The sequence below is a fragment of the Duganella flavida genome, from assembly GCF_009857445.1.
Lineage (GTDB): Bacteria > Pseudomonadota > Gammaproteobacteria > Burkholderiales > Burkholderiaceae_D > Rugamonas > Rugamonas flavida.
Window position 1 is genome coordinate 36,026 of record NZ_WWCN01000016.1, and the last position, 21,243, is coordinate 57,268.

The following is a 21,243-nucleotide window of genomic DNA, read 5'->3' on the forward strand; positions in this document are numbered from 1 at the left end:
GGCCTATCATACCTTGAGGCGCTGCCCGGGAAGAACTTTTATTGCGGGGCTATTTCAGCCCTTTTCCGCAGATAAATAGGCCAGCGGAGCCACTTGCTTCTGGTTTAAAATATCCCATCACCATCACCGATCAAGTTAGGTTTGAGCATGAGCGAGCAGTACACCCAGCAGGAACTCCGTGAACAAATTCGCGCCCTGGTGGCGCGCTATGGTGCGTTGGCCAGTGCGCCGCGCGCCTTCGAACCGGGCGTGTCCCTGGTGCCGCCGGCCGGCAAAGTGGTGGGCGCGCCGGAAATGGAGTTGATGGTCGAAGCGTCGCTCGACGCCTGGCTGACCACCGGCCGCTTCAACGACCAGTTCGAAGCCAAGCTGGCCAAGTTCATCGGCGTGCAATACCTGATTACCGTCAACTCGGGCTCGTCGGCCAACCTAGTGGCGTTCTCGACCCTGACCTCGCCGCGCCTGGGCGCGCGCGCCATCCTGCCGGGCGATGAAGTGATCGGCGTGGCAGCGGGCTTCCCGACCACCGTCAACCCGATCCTGCAGTTCGGCGCCGTGCCGGTGTTTGTCGACGTGGAACTGGGCACCTACAACATCGACGCCAGCCAGATCGAAGCGGCCATCGGTCCGAAGACCAAGGCCATCATGCTGGCCCACACACTGGGCAATCCGTACAACCTCGACGTGATCGTCGCGCTGTGCAAAAAGCACAATCTGTGGCTGATCGAAGACTGCTGCGACGCGCTCGGCTCGACTTACAACGGCAAGATGGTCGGCACCTTCGGCGACATCGGCACCATGAGTTTCTACCCGGCCCACCACATCACCATGGGTGAAGGCGGCGCGGTGTTCACCAACAATCCCGAGCTGAAGATGATCGCCGAGTCGTTCCGCGACTGGGGCCGCGACTGCTATTGCGCGCCGGGCAAGGACAACACCTGCGGCAAGCGCTTCTGCTGGAAGCTGGGCCAGCTGCCGGAAGGCTATGACCACAAGTACGTCTACAGCCACCTGGGCTACAACCTCAAGATCACTGACATGCAAGCCGCGTGTGGTCTGGCGCAGATCGACCGTGCTGCCGACTTCATCCAGGCGCGCAAGGACAACTTCGCCTACCTGACCGCAGGCTTGCAGGACTGTGCCGAATTCCTGGTGCTGCCGGAAGCGACCGAGAACTCCGATCCGTCGTGGTTCGGTTTCCCGCTGACCGTCAATCCGGAAGCGAATGTCAGCCGGGTCGACCTGCTGACTTATCTGGACGAGCACAAGATCGGCACCCGCCTGCTGTTCGCCGGTAACCTGACCAAGCAGCCTTACATGATCGGCCGCAACTACCGTGTCTCGGGCGAATTGACCAACACTGACCGCGTTATGCATGACACCTTCTGGATCGGCCTCTACCCAGGTCTGACCAAGGAAATGCTGGACCACACCATCCAGAAAATCCGCACCTTCTTCGCACTCGATTTCTGACGAGGTAAGCCATGAGAGAGATTTCGGCCAATGCGCTGAAGATTGAAGGCCAGCCGATGTTCAAGGTGCTGGACCGCGCCCGTCGGCTGGAAGCCGAGGGCCGCAGCATCATTCACCTGGAAATCGGCGACCCGGATTTCTCCACCCCGGACAACATCGTGGCCGCCGCCAAGCGTGCGCTGGACGCCGGCGAGCACCACTACACCAGCAGCTGGGGCATCCCGGAATTCCGCCAGGAGATCCGCAAGGTGACCCAGCATTCGCGCGGCTTCCTGCCGGACGAAAACCAGGTGCTGGTGGTGCCGGGCGCGAACATCGGTATCTTCTACGCCATCTTCTGCCTGGCCAACGCCGGCCAGGAAGTGCTGGTGCCGGATCCGGGCTTCCCGACCTATCTGTCGTCGATCAAGATGTGCGGCGCCACGGCAGTGCCGTATCCGCTGCACGACAAAAACCAGTTCCGCATCCGCGCCGCTGATATTGAACCGCTGATCACGCCGCGTACGCGTTTGCTGATCCTGAATTCGCCGCAGAACCCGACCGGCGCCATCACCGAGCGCTGGGCGCTGGAAGAAATCTACGAGCTGGCCGTCAAGCACGACTTGTACATTTATTCCGACGAAATCTACGCCCGCATGGTGTACGGCGATTCGGACTTCTTCTCGATCGCCAGCCTGGACCAGTGCCGTGAACGCGTCATCCTGTCGAACGGCTTCAGCAAGGCGTTTGCTATGACCGGCTGGCGTCTCGGCGTGCTGGTCGCGCCGGACGTGGTGGCGGAACGCATGATGATGCTGCTGCAAACCACCTCGTCTTGCGTATCGCCGTTCCTGCAGCGCGCCGGCCTGGAAGCCATCACCGGCGACCAGTCGCAAGTGCGCGTGATGATGGATGAGTACCGCGCCCGCCGCGACTTGCTGGTGGAAGGCCTGCGCGCCATTCCTGGCTTGCAGTGCCATATGCCGGGCGGCGCGTTCTACGCTTTCCCCGACATCCGCGCCTTCGGCATGACCTCCGAAGCCTTTGCCGAATACATGCTCGACGAAGCTGGCGTGGCGCTGCTGCCCGGCTCTAACTTCGGCGACCAGGGCGAAGGCTTTGTGCGCATTTGCTACGCCTCCTCGCGCGAGAACATCAGCGAGGCGCTGCGCCGCATCGCCGCTGCTTGCGCCAAGCTGACCATTACTGCAGGAACCTGATCCCATGCCCATGATACGTGTCGCCGATTTTATCGCCTCCTTTGTTTCCGATCAGCTGAACGTCAAGGACGTGTTCATGCTGACCGGCGCCGGCATCATGCACTTGACCGATGCTGTGGCTTGCAATCCCAAGCTGCGCGGTGTCTGCGTGCACCACGAGCAAAGCGCTTCGATGGCGCTGGAAGCTTACGCCCGCACCAATGAAAACATGGGGGTCGGCTATTTCACTACCGGCCCTGGCGCCACCAACGCCATCACCGGCCTGGCCGGCGCCTGGCAGGATACGGTGGCTTGCATGTTCATCTCCGGCCAGTCCAAGCGCGTTGAAGCGTCGCACAACGCTGGCGTGCCGGGCCTGCGCCAGTTCGGCGTGCAGGAACTGAACGTGCTGCCGCTGGTGTCGTCGATTTCGAAATACTCGGTGCAGATCAACGATCCGGCGCAGATTCGCTACGAGCTGGAAAAGGCGACTTTCATCGCCAAGTCCGGCCGTCCCGGTCCGGTGTGGATTGACGTGCCGATGGATGTGCAGGCGGCCCGCATCGACCCTGAAACGCTGGTCGGCTTCACGCCGGAACCGGCCGACACGGTGCTGCCGACTTCCACCGATGCGGAGATTGCCGAGATCGCCCAATGGCTGCAAAGCGCCGAGCGTCCGGTCATCATCGCCGGCCGCGGCGTGCGCCTGGCTGGCGCGCGCGACCTGCTGCAAAAGCTGGCTACGCAATGGAATATCCCGGTGGTCACGCCTTACCTCGGCATCGACAACCTGCGCCACGACCTCGACATCTACATCGGCAAGACCGGCGTCAAGGGCGACCGCCCGGCCAATTTCGCCATGCAGAATTCCGACCTGGTGCTGGCGGTGGGCAGCAGCCTGCACGTGTCCGTGATCGGCTACGACTACGGCCAGTTCGGCCGCTCGGCGCGCAAGGTGGTGGTCGATATCGACCTGACCTCGCACAAAAAGAAAACCATCGCCATTGACCGCCTGCTGCACTCGGACGCCAAGGACTTCCTGCAGCGTCTGATCGCGGCGTTGGAGGCCGCCTCCTTCAAGGGTTCGCCGGAGGCCTGGCTGGCGCGCTGCGTCGAGTGGAAGCGCCGCTATCCGGTGCTGCTGCCGGAGTACCGTGATACGCCGGGCGCGATCAACATCTATTCCTTCATCGATACGCTGTCCAAGCTGTCGGCCGAGGGCGATGTGTTTGTGTCGGATGCCGGTTCGGCTTTCTACGCCACCTCGCAGGCGGTGCAACTGACCAAGGACAACCAGCGTTACCTGCCATCCAGCGCGATGGCGACCATGGGCTATTCGCTGCCGGCCGCGATGGGCGTGTCGGCGGCCACCAACGACGGCCGCGTGCTGGCCGTCACCGGCGATGGTTCGTTCCAGCAGAACTTGCAGGAACTGGCGATGGTGGCGCACTACAACTTCCCGATCAAGCTGTTCGTGCTGAACAACAACGGCTATCTGTCGATCCGCGCCTCGCAAAAGAATTACTTCGAGCGCCGCTTCATCGGCGAGAGCCCGGAGTCGGGCGTGCCGATCCCGGATACGCTGAAGATTTGCGCTGCGTATGACATTCCGTGCGAACGTGTGTCCGACCTGAGCCAGCTGGAAGCGGTGATTGCGCGCGCACTGGCGCATGACGGTCCCTACGTGGTGGATGTAGTGACGCCGCCGGAACAGCTGATTATTCCGACTGTGTCGTCGCGCGTGAATGCCGATGGCAGCATGTCCTCGCGTCCGCTGGAAGATATGTTCCCGTTCCTGGAGCGCGAGGAATACCTGGGTAATCTGCTGATCGGAGAAGTCTGACCCGTCATTCCCGCGTAGGCGGGAATCCATAGACCGTCAAAGAGTCCGCTGTGTATGGGTTCCCGCCTACGCGGGAACGACGCGGTTCAGCAGCGCTTCCGCCTCGGCCAGCACGCCCGTCAGCGAGCTCCAGGCGGGCGCGTAGCCCAGCGCTGCGGCATCGCGCCGCAGCGAGTAGTAGTGCGGCTTGGCGCCAGTGGCATTGACTGCCGCCTGCGCGCCGGCCGGCACACCCGCCACCTCATACGACAGGCCAAAGCGCGCCTGCATCGCCTGCAGTAATTCCAGCTTGTCCACCGGCGCTTGCGTGTAGCAGTCCAGCACCCGATTGCCGGGTGGTGCCGCCAGTACGCATTCGATCATCTGGTAAAAATCCTGCGGATGCAGGTAATCGCGGCGCATGGCATCGGCCGTGGTGCGCAGCGTGGCGCCGTCGCGCACGGCGCGCAAGATATCGCAAATGAAGAAGCGCCCCGACACATCCTGGTTGCGGCCGAAGTAGTTGAACACGCGCAGGTCGGTAATGTCGAGCTGTGGCAGGGCGCGGTGGCCGCACTCGGCCACCAGCTTGGCGATGGCGTAGAAATCCGCTGCGCCCAGCGCATTGACCGGGAAGGTGGCCAGCGTGGCCGGGCCGGCCGGCTGCTGGAAGCTGTGGCCGTAGACCGCGCCGCTGGACAGGAAAATGTAGCGCCGCTCCGGATGGTGGCGCAAGCCTGCCAGTACCATGTCATCGTGCTGGCGCGTGACCTCGAAGATGGCGGCGCCCATTTCGGCCACGCGCTGCGGCGCGCCGGCGCCGACGAAGTTGATCACCGCATCGTGCGGTTGGCTGCCGTATTGCTCGTAGCGGTACAGCGCGCAGCGGCCCTGCAGGCCATGCTGGCTGAGCCAGCGTTCGCTGGCAGCCAGGTCGCGCACATACAGCTGCAGCCGGGCTGTGCCGGTGGCGGCCAGCGACAGCACCAGGTCACGCGCGATGGCGCTGCTGGCGCCCAGTAGGGCAATGCTGCCGCTGAACGGTGGGCGCGGCACCGCAGCCGCCGCAATGCTGCCGGCCGGCTGCGCGGGCGTGCTCATGCTACCGCCGGCTGGCTGTGCTGGTACTCGGCAATCTGCGCCAGCGTGAAGGTGCGCATGTCGGCGCCTTGCACGTGGGCGCGGTGCCAGCCGACGATCTGGTCGATGGTGTGGCCCAAGTGCCAGCGCGGCTGCCAGTTCAGGCGCGCGCGCGCCTTGGAGCAGTCGAGCTTGAGGTAGTGGGCTTCGTGTGGCTGCGGCGCTGCATCCAGTTCCCAAGCAGCGCCGTCGCCCCAGCTGTCGCACAGGCGGCCGATGATCCATTCGACCGGACGGGCATCGATATCGTGCGGGCCGAAGTTGAAGCCTTCGGCAAATGCCGCGCCATGCTGGTACAGGTGCTGAGCCAAGGTCAGGTAGCCCGACAGCGGTTCCAGCACGTGCTGCCACGGACGGATCGCGTGCGGGCTGCGGATGCGCACCGGCTGGCCGGCGGCAATCGCGCGCACCATGTCGGGTATCAGGCGGTCCTCGGCCCAGTCGCCGCCACCTATCACGTTACCAGCGCGGCCCGAGGCCAGCGCCACGCCATGCTCGGCGTATTTTTCAGGATTGAAAAAGGACGAGCGGTAGCCGGCCGTCACCAGCTCGGCGCAGGCCTTGCTGTTGCTGTAGGGGTCGTAGCCGCCGAAGGCTTCGTTCTCGCGGTAGCCCCAGGCCCATTCCTTGTTCTCGTAGCACTTGTCGCTGGTGACGTTGACCACTGCCTTGATGCCAGGCGTATTGCGCACCGCTTCAAAGAAGTTGACCAGGCCCATGACGTTGGTGGCGTAGGTCTCTACCGGATTGGCGTAGGAATAGCGCACCAGCGCTTGCGCCGCCATGTGGATCACGATTTCCGGCTTGGCGTCCTGCATGGCTTGTTGCAAGGCGGCGGCGTCGCGGATGTCGCCCTCGATCGAGGTCATGCCGTCGGCCACAGCGGCCGTGGCAAACAAACTAGGCTGGCTTGGCGGCGCCAGCGCGTAGCCGGTTACCACTGCGCCCAGCTGCTGCAGCCACAGGCTCAGCCAGCTGCCCTTGAAACCGGTGTGGCCGGTCAGGAAGACCCGCTTGCCCTGCCAGAATGCTGCGTCCATTACCACGCCTTCCACGGCGCTTTGCCGCTTTGCCACAGGTCTTCCAGGTGCATCTTGTCGCGCAGGGTGTCCATCGGTTGCCAGAAGCCTGGGTGGCGGAAGGCATCGATCTGGCCTTCGGCGGCCAGCCGTTCCATCGGTTCTTTTTCCCAGGTGGTGCTGTCGTCGGCGATGTAGTCGATGACCTTGGGCGACAGCACGAAGTAGCCGCCGTTGACCCAGGCGCCGTCGCCCTGTGGTTTTTCCTTGAAGCTGGTGATGCTCTGGCCGTCGATGTCGACCGCGCCGAAGCGGCCCGGCGGCTGCACCGCCGTCATCGTGGCCAGCTTGCCGTGCGCCTTGTGGAAGGCGATCGAGGCGCCGATGTCGAGGTCGGACACGCCGTCGCCGTAGGTGAAGCAGAAGGCTTCATCCTTGGCCACGTGCTCGCGCACGCGCTTGAGGCGGCCGCCGGTCAGGGTGTCGGCGCCGGTGTCGATCAGGGTCACACGCCATGGTTCGGCGTGGCGCTCGTGCACTTCCATGCTGTTCTGTTGCAAGTCGAAGGTGACGTCCGAGGTGTGCAGGAAGTAGTTGGCGAAGAACTCCTTGATGACGTAGCCGCGATAACCGCAGCAAATCACGAAATCGTTGATGCCGTGGCTGGAGTAGCTTTTCAGGATGTGCCAGAGGATGGGCTTGCCGCCGACTTCGATCATCGGCTTAGGTTTGACCGTGGTCTCTTCGCTGAGCCGCGTGCCCAGGCCACCTGCCAATATGACTGCTTTCATGGATTCCCCGTGGTGTGTGATGCGTAGATGTTCGCCATATTATCGTAGAGCGTGTTTAGCGTGCCAGCCCCGGCGCGTCATTGTAGATTTCCTCGCATTCGACGGCAGTGTTGGCCAGCGGCGCGGATACGAAGCTGCGCTTGGCCGGCGCGGCGGCGGCATCGGGCGGAGCGTCGCTGGCGGCCGCATTTCCTTCGAGGTAGGTGTCGAGGAAATTGGTCATGACGTGATGCACGCCACGGTCGGCCACGTCGCGCAGGTCGGACTGCAGGTACTGGCCGAACGAGGCCACGTGACTGATGATTTCGTAGGACGGGAAATAGGCGACATGTGCATGGCGCGACTCGATCTCGCCGGCGGCAGCGCGCAGCACCGACTTGGAATAGCTCGACGCCACCAGCACGTGGTGGTCCGTGTAGGTGGCCACCAGCGGCACCGGCGACACCGTCAGGATCAGCTTGAGCGATGGATTGAGCTGCTTGAGCTCGGCGATCAGCTGGTCCAGGTCGGCCGTTACTTCGGCGTGGGTCAGGTTGCGGAACTTGTGCAGCTCGGGGTCGTACTGGCCACGCGCAGTGCCCGGGCAAACCGGGTAGGTGTGGCCGTTGCCGGCGTGATACCAGCACTCCGTCAGGCCCAGCGTCAGTACGAAGATGTCCGAGGTGCGGAACATGTGGTGCACGCAGACCATGTGGTAGATGCGGTCGTACTGCGCTTCGGCCAGCGTGGCGAAGCCGTCCGGCACGGCGTTCGGGCGCAGCAGGTCGTACCAGCGGCCGTTTTCTTCCACGTAGTCGTGGATGATGGGTATCTGGCCGACGCACTGGCGCAGCAACTCCAGGCATTGACGCGCCGTGTAGATATTGCCGTAGCGTGCCGGGAACAGCTCGTAGCTGGAGGTATCCGCGCCCAGCTCGTACTGTAGCGGATGTGGTTCTTCCGCTTGCAGCGTCGGAATGCCGGCCGCGCGCAGGTAGCGCGAAATGTGCTGGGCGAAGCAGCTGCCGGCAGTGCTGATGCGGTCGCTCGCAGCGATCTGGAACTTGGGCGCGCCCACCAGGCGCAGGTCGCGCCACGGCTGGCCCGGCACGCTGCGGCGCCAGAAATGGGGAGCGGACAGGTCGGAATATGGATGCATGGCAGGTTCGCTTATAAAAGGTCGCGCAGCTGGGCGGCTACCAGTTCGCCGTAGGCGCTGTTGCCGTGGGTGGCGCCAGCCGACAATTCTTCGCGCAGGCTGCCGTCGGCAGCCATGCTGGCGGGCGGCGCGTCCAGCAATTCGATGCCGAGGCCGTGCACCTGCTCGCGCAGGATGCGGTTGGCCAGCAGATAGTATTTGCGGCGTACCGATAGCGGCGACACGCCGGTGGTGGCCATCGGGCCTTCGAACAGTTCCGGCTTGCTGCGGATTTGCTGCTCGGACGATGGCGGCGGCGGCAGGATGTGGATGATGCGCGCCTTCGGCAGCAGCACGCGCAGGAAGGACAGCGCGCCGATGGTGCTGACCTGGAATGGCTGGATGTGCTTGCGGATCAGTTCATGCGACAGCGGCTGGAAGCCGGGCTGCATGCCCATGTCTTCATGGCCGGGCAGCACGAAGTCGAACGGCTGCGGGTGCTGCAGGATGGATAGCGCAGCATGGCCGTTGCCGTTCAGATAGGATAGGATGACGTGGTCTTCCTGCTGTTCCTGCAGTGGCTGCAGCGCCTGGATGAAGCCGGCGTGGCCGTTGACCACGCGGCGGCCGCCGGTTTCCGCGTAATGCACCAGCGGATCCCAAGCCTGGCGGCCGATCACCAGTGCTTGCAGTTGGTCGCCGGGCAGCATGCCGGGCTTGAGTTTGACAGGGAAGAAGCCTTCGTGTTCCTGGGTCGACCAGTTCTCCAGCGAGACGCTGCCTTCGGCCTTCTGGACCGCGTGCAACAGGCCGATCATGTGACTCATGCCGAGTAGGTAAATCATGGGCTTCCTGTGGTGATTCCGCGCGCGCCGCGGTGCATGCCGACGATATTAACGTAGCCCTGGACGGCAAGCCAAGGACGGCGCGGTTAAAACGCCGACAGTAGCAATTGGTAGCCTAGTCGCAGGGCCTGCTGGACGGTCTCGTTTTGCTGGGCATCGCCCGCCGCCAGTTGGGTGTGATGGCGATGCACCAGCAGCGACAGTGCCTCCAGCCGCGCCGCCAGCAGGGTTTTGAAGCGGGTGCTGTCGGTCAGGAAGTGCTGGCGGGTGTGGGCTTCATACAACAGGTAGAGGCGCTCCAAAGCGGGCGCCAGCATGCTGTCCAGCGTAGCGGCGTCTGGTGCGGCCGGCGGCGTTGGATGGTATTGCGACAGCGGCTCCGACAGATAGGCGCATTCGTGCCCGGCCAGCGCCGCCAGCGCAGTGGCAACGCCACCAAGATGGCGGTAGCGCTTGCCTTGATAGTGGCCGAAGCTGGTGCCCAGGTTGGCGCGCTTGAGCAGCAGTCCGGCCGGCTGGCACAGGTCAGCGCTGGCGCCGCCGTCGTAGGCCAGCAGCACCCCGGCCAGCGAGGCGCCACCCAGCGCTGCCTGCGGCATCAACGGCCCGCCCGGCAGCGGCTTGCCATCGGCGGCAATCGGCTGGCGCCAGCAGGCCACCAGCCCGATGCCGGGATAGTTTTGGTAGAAGTGCATCATCTTGCTGATTTTTTCTTCGTGCAGCAGGTCGCCGGCGGGGGCGACGGCGATGTATTCACCGAGTGCCAGCGCCAGGCAATGGTCGAGGTTGTCCTCGGCGCTGAGCGTGGGCGCGCGGTTGTAGCGCAATTGCGGGTGGGCGGCCAGCAGTTTGTTCAAGCGCTTGTAGCGCGTATCGCCGCTGCCGCTATCGCTGACGATGATTTCGCAGCGGCCGTAGTGCTGGGCCAGTGCACTGCGCACGGTGGCTTCCAGCAGCTCAGCGCTGTCGGCTTCGCTAGTCGGGATGAGGATGCTGACCAGCGGCAGGGTAGCGTCTGGCTTGCTATCGCTGGTGCCACGCTGATCGGCGTCGTTTTGCAGCGCGCCGCGTGCCACTTGCAGGTATAGCTGTTCGAGGTTGCGGACCAAGGCGGGCGTGTCGAACAGTGGCGTCTTGTCGCGGTTCTTGGTGAGGCGGCGGCGCAGGCGCGCCAGTTCCTGCGGCTTGCCGGCCAGCCGCGCGGCCTTGTCTTCGTAGGTGCGGGCGCTGCGCATTACCAGCTCTGGCAGGCCGATGGCGTGCAGCAGGCTGCCGCCGAGACGGGCCGCATAGCTGTCTCCGGCATGGGTGAGCATCGGCACGCCGGCCCACAGGGCGTCGGCTGCTGCGGTGCCGCCGCTGAACGGCAGGGTGTCGAGGCAGAGGTCGGCCAGTTGCAGGCGCGCGAGATAATCGGCTTGCGGCAGGTGCGGCGCGAACACCAGGCGTTCGCTGGCGACGCCGTGGCGCAGCGCGGCGATGCGCAGGTTGTCGCGCACTGGTTCGCTGTCGGCGGCCAGCCACAGCACGCTGTGCGGGGCGCGCTTGAGGATGCGCATCCATGAGGCGAATTGCGATGGCGTGAGCTTGCGGCTGCTGTTGAAGCTGCAGAACACGAAGGCATCTTCAGGCAAGCCGCAGCTGGCGCGGCTTGGCGCCGGGCCGACGGTGCGGCGGCGGTCGTGGATCTGCACGCAGTCCGGCAAATAAAGCGGACGCTCGGTAAATGAGGCATGCAGCTGCGGCGGCAGTACGAAGGCGTCGGCCAGCACGTAGTCGACCGCCGGCATGGCGCTGCTGCCCGGATGGCCGAGCCAGCTGATCTGCACCGGTGCGGCGCGGTGCGCGAGGATGCCGGGCCGGCCATCGGCGCCGAGGCCGTGCAGATCGACCAGGATGTCGATCTCGTGGGCGCGGATGGTTTGCGCCGCCTGCAGGTCGCTCATCACCGTCAGGCGGATGTGGTGGTCCATCTGCTGGGCGACGCGGGCGCGCAGGCCGCTGCGGTCTTCCTCGTTCCAGCTGAAACCGTAGATGTCGAACTGCTCGCGCTGGTGCAGGCCGTACAGCTCGGCAGTAAGGCGGGCGGCGGCGCGGCTGCTGAAATCCGAACACAGGTAGCCGATGCGCAGCTTGCGGTGCAGATAGCCGCTGTGGTCGGCCAGCGCGGCCGGCACAGCGGCGCGGTTGACCGGATGGCGCTGGGCGGCGGCCAGCTGTTCGGCCGGATCATCGCTGATGCACAGGGTCGAGGCGGCCGAGGCGCTGTGGCCGAGGTCGGCTTCAGCGAGGCCGGGTAGCGGCGCACACACCGGCCACGCGCACTGCTGCTGGCGCAGGCTGATCCACTGGGCCGCGATCTCGGACTGCTTGGGATCCAGCAGCAGGCTGCGGGCGCAGGCGTCCTCGGCTTCCGGATAGTGCTTGCGCAGCGCCGCCACGCGGGCCACGCTGTTCAGGGCCTGAATCTGTTGCGGGCGGCTGGCGGGATGGTCGGGATCGATTTGCGCGAGGGCGGCGCGCCACGTGGCGAGGGCGGCCTCGTGCTGGCGCAGGCGTTCCTGCAGCGTGCCCAGCGTCATGCGGGCGTCGATGAAATCGGGTTTGATGGCCAGTGCCGCGCGTAGCGACTGCTCGGCTTCCTGCTGTTCGTTGGCCTGGATTTGCAGCACGCCGAGGTTGTACCACGCGGCAAACAGCAGCGGCGACTCGGTGCAGCGCAGCCACAGGTGATACAGCTCGGCGGCGCGCTCGGCTTGTCCGGCGTGGCCCATCAGGCCGGCCAGGCCGATCAGCTGCATGATGGGCAGGGTGCCGCGTTTGGCCAGTGCAAACGCCAGCTTGGCTGCTTGCGTCAATTCATTGGCGGCAAGGGCCTTGTTCAGTTCCTGCAGTTGCGATTCGTCGCTGGGGAGGCTGGCAGTCATGCTGGTATTGTCGGCTGAATCCGTCTAGGATTCAATCTTCGCATACCAAAGTGAGACAGTATTCATGAGCCGACCGTTTGAAATCCTTGGCCTGCAACAGATTGCGGTGGGCGCCGCCTCCAAGGAACCGCTGCGCAAGCTGTGGGTGGACATGCTGGGCTTGGCGCCATCCGGCCATTTTGTGAGCGAAAAAGAAAACGTCGACGAAGATATTGTGCTGCTGGGCAGTGGTCCATTCCAGGTGGAAGTGGATTTGATGCAGCCGCTGGACCCGTCGCGCAGCCCGCGCGTGGACCAACCGGCCTTGAACCATGTCGGCCTGTGGGTGGACAACCTGCTGGTGGCAGTGGAATGGCTGACCGCACAAGGCGTGCGCTTTGCTCCCGGCGGCATCCGCAAAGGTGCGTCCGGTCACGACATCGCCTTCCTGCACCCGAAAGCCAACGAGGAGTTTCCGATCGCCGGCGCCGGTGTACTGATCGAGCTGGTGCAAGCGCCACCTGAAGTCATCGCCGCCTACCGCAAGTAAAGTTCGGGGTCAGCTCTGTCATTCGGACATTACGGAACTTTTTCTAAATCTTTAGTTCCGTTTTGTCCATTTGACAGAGCTGACCCCGACTTTTTTAGTGGCCTTCAGCGGCGTTGAACATGGTTTTGGCGTAGATCAGGCCGAGACCGTAGCCGCCGCCGTGGGCGATGGAGGTGGCGACGGTTTCGTTGTAGGTCTCGCCGCGAGCCCAGTCGCGCTGCAGTTCGAGCAGGTATTGCAGCGAGGTCATCGGGCGGGCGCCGGCTTGTACCATGCGCTGGACGGCGCGTTCGTGGGCTTCGTCGGAGACGTCGCCGCTGGCGTCGGTGATGACGTAGACTTCAAAGCCCTGGTCCAGCGCCGACAGTGCCGGACCCACGATGCACACCGACGTCCACAGGCCGGCCAGCACGATTTTCTCTTTGCCGATGGCGTTCACGCGCTCGGCGATGCGTGGGTCTTCCCAGGTGTTCATGGTGGTGCGGTCGATCGCCACTTCGTCCGGGAACACTTCCTTGATTTCGTTGAAGATCGGGCCGGAGAACGATTTTTCCGCCACGGTGGTCAGGATGGTCGGCACCTTGAATTCCTTGGCCGCTTTCGACACCAGCGCCACGTTGTTGCGCAGCTGGACCGGGTCGATCGACTTGGTGGCAAACGACATTTGCGACTGGTGATCGATCAGGATCAGGGCGTGGTTGCTTGGGCTCAGCAGGGTTTGACCTGGTTTGGCGATGGCGGTAGGCATGGTAGTTCTCCTTAATATTCAATAATTTCGATTTGGTGTTTGACGCCGCTTTCGTTGTTGCTGCGTCGATGGAATGCAGTATGCGCGGCCAATCCAAAAACAAAAAGCGGAAAAATTTCCGCTTTATTATCGAAATTTTCGAATATTGAGAATTACTGCTGCACCAGCATCAATAAGCCGACGAAGTCGAGGTGGCGCTGGGGCGCACCGGGGAGGCCAGGGGCGTAGCAGTCAAAGCCGGATTGGGCGCCGCCGGCTTGCAGCGGCACCGAGACGGCCAGCTGGCTGGCGCCGTAGTGCATCAACAGCGAATGGCTCCACAGCAGCGGTAGCGGGATGCTCGAATAGATGAACGGTAGCGTTTCGGTATCCGCATGACGCGTGGCGACGCGGGTGTTGATCGACAGGCCTTCCGGCGTGTTCAATTCCAGCTGCAGCGCGTCGTGGTTCGGATCGGATTTCAGGAACAAGGCCAATGGGAACATGGCGCTGTTCAGGTCAAGGCGGCTGCCCGGCAGCATGCGCACATAGTCCAGCTGCATCAGGCGATTGGCGATGTGGCCCGGCTCTGTTGGCCCGCTGATGAACTGCTGCAGATTCACCGCCGGGATGTACATCGCTTCTATCTTCGCAAATGGCGATACGGTTTGCAGCCGCGCCAGCGTGCTCGATAGCGGTTCGGCGTTTTGCGCCTTCAATGTCAGCAAGCGTTGCGCCACCAGCGCGCCGATGATGGAGGTGGCGTGTGGCGTGTCGTAGTGGGCGGCGTCGCGGTACATCCATTCCGGCGCGCGGCCGAGGAATAGCGATGACATCCAGGCCCGCACGTCGATGTAGGGCAGCGCCAGTTCCTGGTAGGCGCGGATCTGCGCATCGTAAATCGGGTTCTGCACCGCCATCGAGAAATGGTGCTGCTGCGCCAGCACCAGCGGCACGAATACCGCCGATGGATACAGGCGCGCTGCAGTTTTCAGCAGCAGGTGAAAACACAGCAGCCATGATTCCGCACCGCCCGGACGCGGCGCAAAGTGGCCCGCATCGTTGATGCCGTATTCGTACAAAATCACATCGGCAGGCTGGCCGTTGAAGGTTTCGTGCAGGCGGCCGATGGCCGACAACGACGTCGTCGCACCGACCGATATCTGCACGATCTCCGCTTCCACATAGCCTTGCAGGGAGTGCGCAAGGCCCGACACGTAGCCGCCCTTGAGCAGCGAGTTCGAACCGCCGATGATCAGGATGCGCATAATCGTTATGCCGGTACTGCGGTGAGGATGTAGCGCTGCGCCAGCGCGTCCTGCACCGACAGCTCAGGATCGCTGCCGCTAGCCACGGCCAATTGGCGCAGGATAGGCAGGAAGGTATCGCGGCCCGCTTCAGGGCGGATCACCGGCGCACCGCCGGTCAAACGGAAGCCGGTTTGCGCCAGCAGTTCCAGCAGCGAGCCACGCGTGAACTGGCGCAGTTCATCCTTGTGCATTACGCCGTCTTCGCGATAGCGGAAGTCGCCCATGTTCAGGCGCACCTGTGCGCTCCAGTGCTGGATGTTGCGCACGGAGAGTACCAGCGTGCCGTCAGCCGCCATGCTGCTGCGGATTTTCGCCAGCACTGCCCACGGATCGCGCACGCGTTCCAGCGCGCCGTCCAGTACCCAGCAATTGGCCTGTGCCAGCTGGCGGTCGCGCTGTTCGTCGGCCGCTTCGAAGTCTTGGTTGTAGACGAAGTCGCAGTGCGCGCGCGCCTGTTCGGCGACGATGGCGTCGCGCTCAATACCGGTGTAGTTGCAGACGGCGTTGATTTGTTTGTAGGCCTTGGCGAACGCGCCATCGCCGCAGCCCAGTTGCACCACTTTGACGGCGGTCGGCGGCACGAAGGACAGCAGTTCGCTGTTGATCTGCGTGGCGCTAGGCTTGTCGTAGTGGTAGCCGCCGGTGCGGCGCACGGTGCCTTGCCAGTCGTGGCGGATGAAGATGCGCTGCGCCGGGTTGTCGCTGAAATCGTTGTTGACCCAAGTGACGTTGCGTAGCAAGTCGCTCTTGCCGGCTTTGGCCAGCGCGATCATCGATGGCAGCATCGGCGCGCCGTGCTTGACCGGCAGTGGCCATGCGCGCACGACTTCAATGTTGGTCAGCATGCAGGCCGGGTGCAGGTAGGGCATGCTGTTCGGGCCATTCGAGAAGCCATTTTCATCGACCGGCGTGACGTTGCCGACGCCGTACATCTGCGGCTCCAGATTCTCCGCCAGCGATTCGAGGAAGCCACGTTTGAGGATCTCGACGTCGGAGTCGAGGAACAGCACGCGGCCTTTCAGATCAAGGTTTTCGATCGCCCACGCCATGCCCGGGCCGTGGTGGATGTTGTAGCCGAACGGCTTGAAGGTCACGCCCTGGTACTGCGCGCAGATCGGCGCGATTTGCGCTGCAATCTCCGGCGCCGAGCCGTCGATGATGGTGACCGGGTTGTGTGGGTAGTGCTGGCGGAAGGTGGACAGCAGCGCGGCAATCAGGTCGGGCGCGTTGTAGGACACCGCGATCATCGGGATTTGGTCGATAGGATTCATGTCTTTGCTCGTAGTGATAGGCGTGGCGACGCGCTTCATCGCCGCTTCCAGATTGCGCACCAGGCGCGGGGTGTCGAACAGGGCGCAGCTCATGCGGTTGTCGTTGAGCTGCTGCTTCATGGCGGCGATGCGTGCCGGGTCGTTGGCCAGTGCGACAGCTTTTTCTTCGTAGTCGGCAAAGGTGGTGGTGATCAGGTCCGGCAGGTTCACAGCGCGCAGCAGGCTGCCCGCCATGCGCGAGGCGAAGGTTGGGCCGGAGCAGGTCAGCACCGGCAGGCCGGCCCACAGCGCGTCGCTGGCGGTGGTGCCGCCGTTGAACGGGTAGGTGTCGAGGAACAGGTCGGCGATGCGGTAGCGGGCCAGGTAGTCCGCCGGCAGCGCGCGCGTGGCGAAGATCAGGCGTTCAGGATCGATGCCGGCGTCCTTCGCGTGCTGCTTGAGGTTCTCGCCCACCAGCGGCGTATCGGCCACCAGCCACAGGACGGAATTCGGCACGCGGCGCAGGATGCTCATCCAGTGCGAGAACAGCTCCGGCTTGTATTTGTAGCTGTTGCTGAAGGAGCAGAATACGAAAGGGTCTTCCGGCAGGTTGACCGAGGCGCGCGTTGGCGTGAAGCCGATCAGGCGCTGGCGGTCGTTGATCTGGAAGGTGTCTGGCAGGCGCAGTGGTTTCTCGGTGAAGTCCTTCTCCATCTCGGGCGTGATGAGGAAATCGTCGGCGATCACGTAGTCGATGCCTGGCAGGCCGGTGGTGCCGGGGAAGCCCAGCCACGTCATCTGCACGGTGGCGGGACGGTAGGCCAGGATCTGCGGGCGCGCGCCGGAGGTCAGACCGTGCAGGTCGACGAGGATGTCGATTTCGTGGGCGCGGATCAGGTGTGCGGCCTGTTCGTCGCTCAGCGTGTGAATCGGGATGTAGTGGTCCATGCCGGCCACCACGCGCGCGCGCAGCGGCGAGCCGTCCTCGCGGCTCCAGCTGAAGGCGTAGACTTCGAACTGGCTGCGGTCGTGCAGGCCATACAGTTCGGCGGTCAGGATGGAGACCGCGTGCGAGCACAGGTCGGACGACAGGTAGCCAATGCGCAGGCGTGAGTGGCCATAGCCTTTACCGTCGGTAAGTGGCGCGACGCTGGCGTTGATCTTGTCTTTGACGAAACGCTGGGCGGCGGCCATTTGCAGGTCCGGATTGTCGGTGAGGCTGAGCATCGCCAGCGCCGACGCGCCATCTTCCATCTGCTTGCGCGTGATGTGATCGAGGCCGGACCACGTCGGCCAGTGGCATTGCTTCTGGCGCAGGTGCACCCAGTGCGTCATCACGCCGACTTGCGTTGGATCGGCGCGCAGGCTTTGCGCCAGCATCTCTTCCGCTTCGGGATACTGCTTCTGGATTTCCAGCAGGCGTCCCAGGTTGTTCAGGGTTTGCAGGTATAGGCCGCGTTGCTGGATCTTGTCGATCTTGACCTGCGGGCCGAGGATGGTGCGCCACATGTCCAGCGCATCTTGCGGCTTGCCGCGCCGTTCCAGCAGTGTGCCCAGATTCAGGCGGCCTTCGATGAAGCGCGCCTGCATGGCGATGGATTTGCGATAGGCGGCTTCCGCGCCTTCGTCATCGTTGGTCGCGGCCAGCAGTGCGGCGAGGTTGAACCATGCGGCGTGCGCCAGTGGCGAGCGTTTGGTGTGTTCGATCCAGCTGCGATAAAGGTCGATGGCCAATTGGGCCTGGCCTTGTTGTGTCATTGCGGCGGCGGCGTCGAACAATTCGGGAATCGACATGTTGCCGCGTGCGGCCTGTTTCAGCCATTGCGCGTGTTGGGGAGCGGTCATTGAGGCGTAGTCTGTTGGTAGGGCTGGACTTATGATACCTGCTTCGCCTCAGTGGCGGAAGGCGTCCAGCAGTAGTGTGGCCAGCGTGGCCGGATTGGTGGTGCCGTCGGCAGCCTGCTGCAAGGCTTGCGGCAGGGCTGCGCGCACGGCGTCGTGGTTGCGAAAGCGCTCTTGCAGGCCGGCTTCCACCAGTTGCCACATCCAGGTTTGCGCCTGGTGCTTGCGGCGTTCTTCGAAGGCACCCAGATGCTGCATGGTTTTGCGGTAGTTCTGCAGTGTGGCCCAGATTTCTTCGATGCCGGTGCCGGTGCTGGCACTGGCTTGGATGACTTGCATCTGCCAGTGCGGCGAGGCGGGACGCAGCATGTGCAGGGCGGCGCGCATCTGGCCTGCGGCGACGGCGGCGGCGCGCGGGTCGATGTCGGCTTTGTTGTAGACGACGATGTCGGCCAGTTCGAGGATGCCTTTTTTGATGCCTTGCAGTTCGTCGCCGGCGTTGGGCAGTTGTAGCAGCAGGAAGACGTCGCACATGCCGGCGACGGCGGTTTCGCTTTGGCCTACGCCGACGGTTTCGACGATGATGATGTCGTAGCCGGCGGCTTCGCAGATGAGCATCGCTTCGCGGCTTTGGTGGCCTACGCCGCCTAAGGCACCGCGTGCTGGCGATGGGCGGATGTAGGCGTTTTCCTGTTGCGACAGGCGTTCCATGCGGGTTTTGTCGCCCAAGATCGAGCCGCCGGTCAGCGGCGAGGATGGGTCAACCGCTAGCACGGCGACGCGCAGGCCTTGCGCCAAGAGGTGCATGCCGAAGGCTTCGATGAAGGTGGATTTGCCGACGCCAGGCACGCCGCTGATGCCGATGCGGTAGGCTTTGCCGGTGTGCGGGAGCAGTTTGTCTAGCAGGGATTGCGCGCGTAGCCGATGGTCAGGGCGCGAGGATTCGACCAGCGTTATGGCCTTGGCCAGCGCGCGCCGCTGTCGCGCCAGCAGGGCAGCGGCCAGCGCGTCGTCGTCAGGCTCGATGCTCATCAGGCAGCGGCCAGCACCGCCAGCGATTCGCGGATTTGCTGGAGGACTTCGGCGGCGCATTGCGGGATGGGCGTGCCGGGGCCGAAGATGCCTTTTACGCCGGACTGGTACAGGAAGCCGTGGTCCTGCGTCGGCACTACGCCGCCGACGAACACGATGATGTCTTCCGCGCCTTGTTCGCGCAGGGCTTCTATCAATTCTGGCACCAGCGTTTTGTGGCCAGCGGCCAGTGTGGAGACGCCCACTGCGTGCACGTCGTTCTCGATGGCCTGGCGTGCGGCTTCTTGCGGTGTCTGGAACAGCGGCCCGAGATCGACGTCGAAGCCGAGATCTGCAAACGCGGAACCGACCACGCGCGCACCACGGTCATGCCCATCCTGTCCCAGCTTGGCGACCATGATGCGCGGACGGCGGCCTTGCTCCACCGCGAACTGCGCCACTTCCGCGCGCAGCAGCGACCAGTTTTCATCATCCGCCAAGCCAGCCGAGTACACGCCGGACACGGTCTGGCTGGCCGCGCGATGCCGACCCCACGCCTGTTCCAGCGCATCCGAAATCTCGCCCACCGTGGCGCGCAAACGCGTCGCGCGCACCGCCAGTTCCAGCAGGTTGCCATGGCGTTCGTACGCTGCCACGCCCAGTTCCGCCAGCGCCGCGCCTACCGCTTCCTGATCGCGGGTCGAACGAATCTCGGCCAGCCGCGCGATCTGCTGCTCGCGTACTGCCGTGTTGTCGATCTCGCGCGCCTCGACCTGGTCCTCGATGCCGCTCTGGTATTTGTTGACGCCCACGATGACATCCTTCCCCGAATCGATGCGCGCCTGCTTTTGCGCCGCCGCCGCTTCGATCTTCAGCTTGGCCCAGCCCGAGCCCACCGCCTGTGTCATGCCGCCCATTTCTTCAACTTCCTGGATGATGGCCCAGGCTTGATCCGCCACGTCCTGCGTCAGCTTCTCCATCATGTAGGAGCCAGCCCACGGGTCGATCACATTGGTGATCTGGGTCTCTTCCTGCAAAATCAGCTGCGTGTTGCGGGCGATGCGGGCGGCGAATTCGGATGGCAGCGCAATCGCCTCATCCAGCGAATTGGTATGCAGCGACTGGGTGCCGCCGAACACCGCAGCCATCGCCTCCACCGTGGTGCGCACCACGTTGTTGTACGGGTCTTGCACCGTCAGCGACCAGCCGGAGGTCTGGCAGTGGGTGCGCAGCATCAGCGATTTCTGCGATTTGGCGCCGAAGTCCTGCATGATGCGGCACCACAGCAGCCGCGCCGCGCGCAGCTTGGCCACTTCCATGTAGAAGTTCATGCCAACGCCGAAGAAGAACGACAACCGGCCGGCAAAATCATCCACATCCATGCCCTTGTTGATGGCGGTGCGGACGTATTCCATGCCGTCGGCCAGCGTCAGGCCCAGTTCCAGCGCCGGCGTGGCGCCGGCCTCCTGCATGTGGTAGCCGGAAATCGACACCGAATTAAACTTCGGCATATGCTGCGCCGTGTAGGCGATGATGTCAGCCACCACGCGCATCGACGGTTCGGGCGGATAAATGTAGGTGTTCCGCACCATGAATTCTTTGAGGATGTCGTTCTGTATGGTACCGGACAGTTGTTCCTGCGCCACACCTGCTTCCTCTGCGGCGACGATATAACCGGCCAAAACCGGTAGCACCGCGCCGTTCATGGTCATCGATACCGACACTTTATCGAGCGCGATGCCGTCGAACAGGATCTTCATGTCCTCCACCGAATCGACCGCCACGCCGGCTTTGCCAACATCGCCTTTCACGCGCGGATGGTCGGAATCATAGCCCCGATGGGTAGCCAGGTCGAAGGCCACCGACACGCCTTGGCCGCCGCCCGCTAAGCTGCGGCGGTAGAAGGCATTGGACTCGGCGGCCGTTGAAAAGCCGGCGTACTGGCGAATGGTCCACGGGCGTGCCGCGTACATGGTGGCTTGCGGGCCACGGACAAAGGGCTCAAAACCAGGCAAGGTATCGGTGTGCGGCAGGCCCTCAAGGTCGGCGGCGGTGTACAGCGCCTTCATGGTGATGCCGTCTGCCTGCTGAGTATTGAGCCGGGCGGTATCGCCGCCGGGCGCGGAACGTGCCGCCGCCGCATGCCAGTCCGCCAGCGTGGCAGCAGGAATGGGAGGAACAGGGCGGCGTTCGGGCATATCTGGCTTTCGGCGGGCGGACGGTTGTGTGCCGATTGTACCTTGCAGTGACGGGCTTTCCTAC

General features: G+C 63.8%; 15 protein-coding genes. 4 read left to right on the forward strand and 11 right to left on the reverse strand.

Translation table 11 applies throughout. From position 1 onward, the window contains the following. Window positions 1-147 precede the first annotated feature (147 nt). From rfbH to GTP46_RS22615, 3 genes are read left to right on the forward strand one after another with little or no spacing between them, the layout of a single operon-like run. Complete coding sequence (gene rfbH / locus GTP46_RS22605) at window positions 148-1,473, forward strand: lipopolysaccharide biosynthesis protein RfbH (RefSeq protein WP_161008886.1); 1,326 nt, start codon at window positions 148-150, stop codon at window positions 1,471-1,473. Between the two features lie 11 nt (window positions 1,474-1,484). Then, complete coding sequence (locus GTP46_RS22610) at window positions 1,485-2,672, forward strand: pyridoxal phosphate-dependent aminotransferase (protein ID WP_202414400.1); 1,188 nt, start codon at window positions 1,485-1,487, stop codon at window positions 2,670-2,672. 4 nt (window positions 2,673-2,676) lie between these two features. Beyond that, on the forward strand, window positions 2,677-4,494 hold the full coding sequence (locus tag GTP46_RS22615) for a thiamine pyrophosphate-binding protein (RefSeq protein ID WP_161008887.1): 1,818 nt from the start codon (window positions 2,677-2,679) through the stop codon (window positions 4,492-4,494). Window positions 4,495-4,560: 66 nt separating this feature from the next. Here the strand turns inward: GTP46_RS22615 and GTP46_RS22620 are convergent, their stop codons facing one another. From GTP46_RS22620 to GTP46_RS22645, 6 genes are all read right to left on the reverse strand, one after another. Next, entirely contained in the window at window positions 4,561-5,574 is a 1,014-nt protein-coding gene (locus tag GTP46_RS22620; protein WP_161008888.1) for an NAD-dependent epimerase/dehydratase family protein, read from the reverse strand. After that, window positions 5,571-6,653 carry a CDP-glucose 4,6-dehydratase gene (gene rfbG, locus GTP46_RS22625; protein ID WP_202414405.1) on the reverse strand — a complete coding sequence of 361 codons (1,083 nt, stop codon included), beginning with the start codon at window positions 6,651-6,653 and terminating at the stop codon, window positions 5,571-5,573. Before rfbG ends, GTP46_RS22620 begins: the two co-directional genes overlap by 4 nt. Continuing rightward, entirely contained in the window at window positions 6,653-7,423 is a 771-nt protein-coding gene (gene rfbF, locus GTP46_RS22630) for a glucose-1-phosphate cytidylyltransferase (RefSeq protein WP_161008889.1), read from the reverse strand. Before rfbF ends, rfbG begins: the two co-directional genes overlap by 1 nt. 55 nt (window positions 7,424-7,478) lie before the next feature. Next, window positions 7,479-8,561, reverse strand: coding sequence for a GSCFA domain-containing protein (locus GTP46_RS22635; protein WP_161008890.1), 1,083 nt, complete (start codon window positions 8,559-8,561; stop codon window positions 7,479-7,481). 11 nt (window positions 8,562-8,572) lie between these two features. Next, complete coding sequence (locus tag GTP46_RS22640) at window positions 8,573-9,385, reverse strand: hypothetical protein (RefSeq protein WP_161008891.1); 813 nt, start codon at window positions 9,383-9,385, stop codon at window positions 8,573-8,575. An 86-nt stretch (window positions 9,386-9,471) separates the two neighbouring features. Continuing rightward, on the reverse strand, window positions 9,472-12,312 hold the full coding sequence (locus tag GTP46_RS22645; RefSeq protein ID WP_161008892.1) for an O-linked N-acetylglucosamine transferase family protein: 2,841 nt from the start codon (window positions 12,310-12,312) through the stop codon (window positions 9,472-9,474). 64 nt (window positions 12,313-12,376) lie between these two features. Here GTP46_RS22645 and GTP46_RS22650 point away from each other — a divergent pair, with 64 nt between their 5' ends. Further along, the gene (locus tag GTP46_RS22650; protein WP_161008893.1) at window positions 12,377-12,841 is read left to right on the forward strand and encodes a VOC family protein; all 465 of its coding nucleotides are present in this window, start codon (window positions 12,377-12,379) and stop codon (window positions 12,839-12,841) included. 94 nt (window positions 12,842-12,935) lie between these two features. On the opposite strand, the gene GTP46_RS22655 is transcribed toward GTP46_RS22650, so the two are convergent. From GTP46_RS22655 to scpA, 5 genes are all read right to left on the reverse strand, one after another. Then, a complete protein-coding gene (locus tag GTP46_RS22655; protein ID WP_161008894.1) occupies window positions 12,936-13,589 on the reverse strand; it encodes a hydrolase in 654 nt (217 codons plus the stop codon). A 152-nt stretch (window positions 13,590-13,741) separates the two neighbouring features. Then, window positions 13,742-14,836 (reverse strand): SGNH/GDSL hydrolase family protein, encoded by a 1,095-nt coding sequence (locus GTP46_RS22660; RefSeq protein WP_161008895.1) that lies wholly within the window; start codon window positions 14,834-14,836, stop codon window positions 13,742-13,744. A 5-nt stretch (window positions 14,837-14,841) separates the two neighbouring features. Then, on the reverse strand, window positions 14,842-17,973 hold the full coding sequence (locus GTP46_RS22665; protein ID WP_161008896.1) for an O-linked N-acetylglucosamine transferase family protein: 3,132 nt from the start codon (window positions 17,971-17,973) through the stop codon (window positions 14,842-14,844). 48 nt (window positions 17,974-18,021) lie between these two features. Next, the gene (gene meaB / locus GTP46_RS22670; RefSeq protein ID WP_161008897.1) at window positions 18,022-19,002 is read right to left on the reverse strand and encodes a methylmalonyl Co-A mutase-associated GTPase MeaB; all 981 of its coding nucleotides are present in this window, start codon (window positions 19,000-19,002) and stop codon (window positions 18,022-18,024) included. Continuing rightward, window positions 19,002-21,179 carry a methylmalonyl-CoA mutase gene (gene scpA, locus GTP46_RS22675; protein ID WP_161008898.1) on the reverse strand — a complete coding sequence of 726 codons (2,178 nt, stop codon included), beginning with the start codon at window positions 21,177-21,179 and terminating at the stop codon, window positions 19,002-19,004. The genes meaB and scpA overlap by 1 nt, the downstream gene beginning before the upstream one ends. Between the last annotated feature and the right edge of the window lie 64 nt (window positions 21,180-21,243).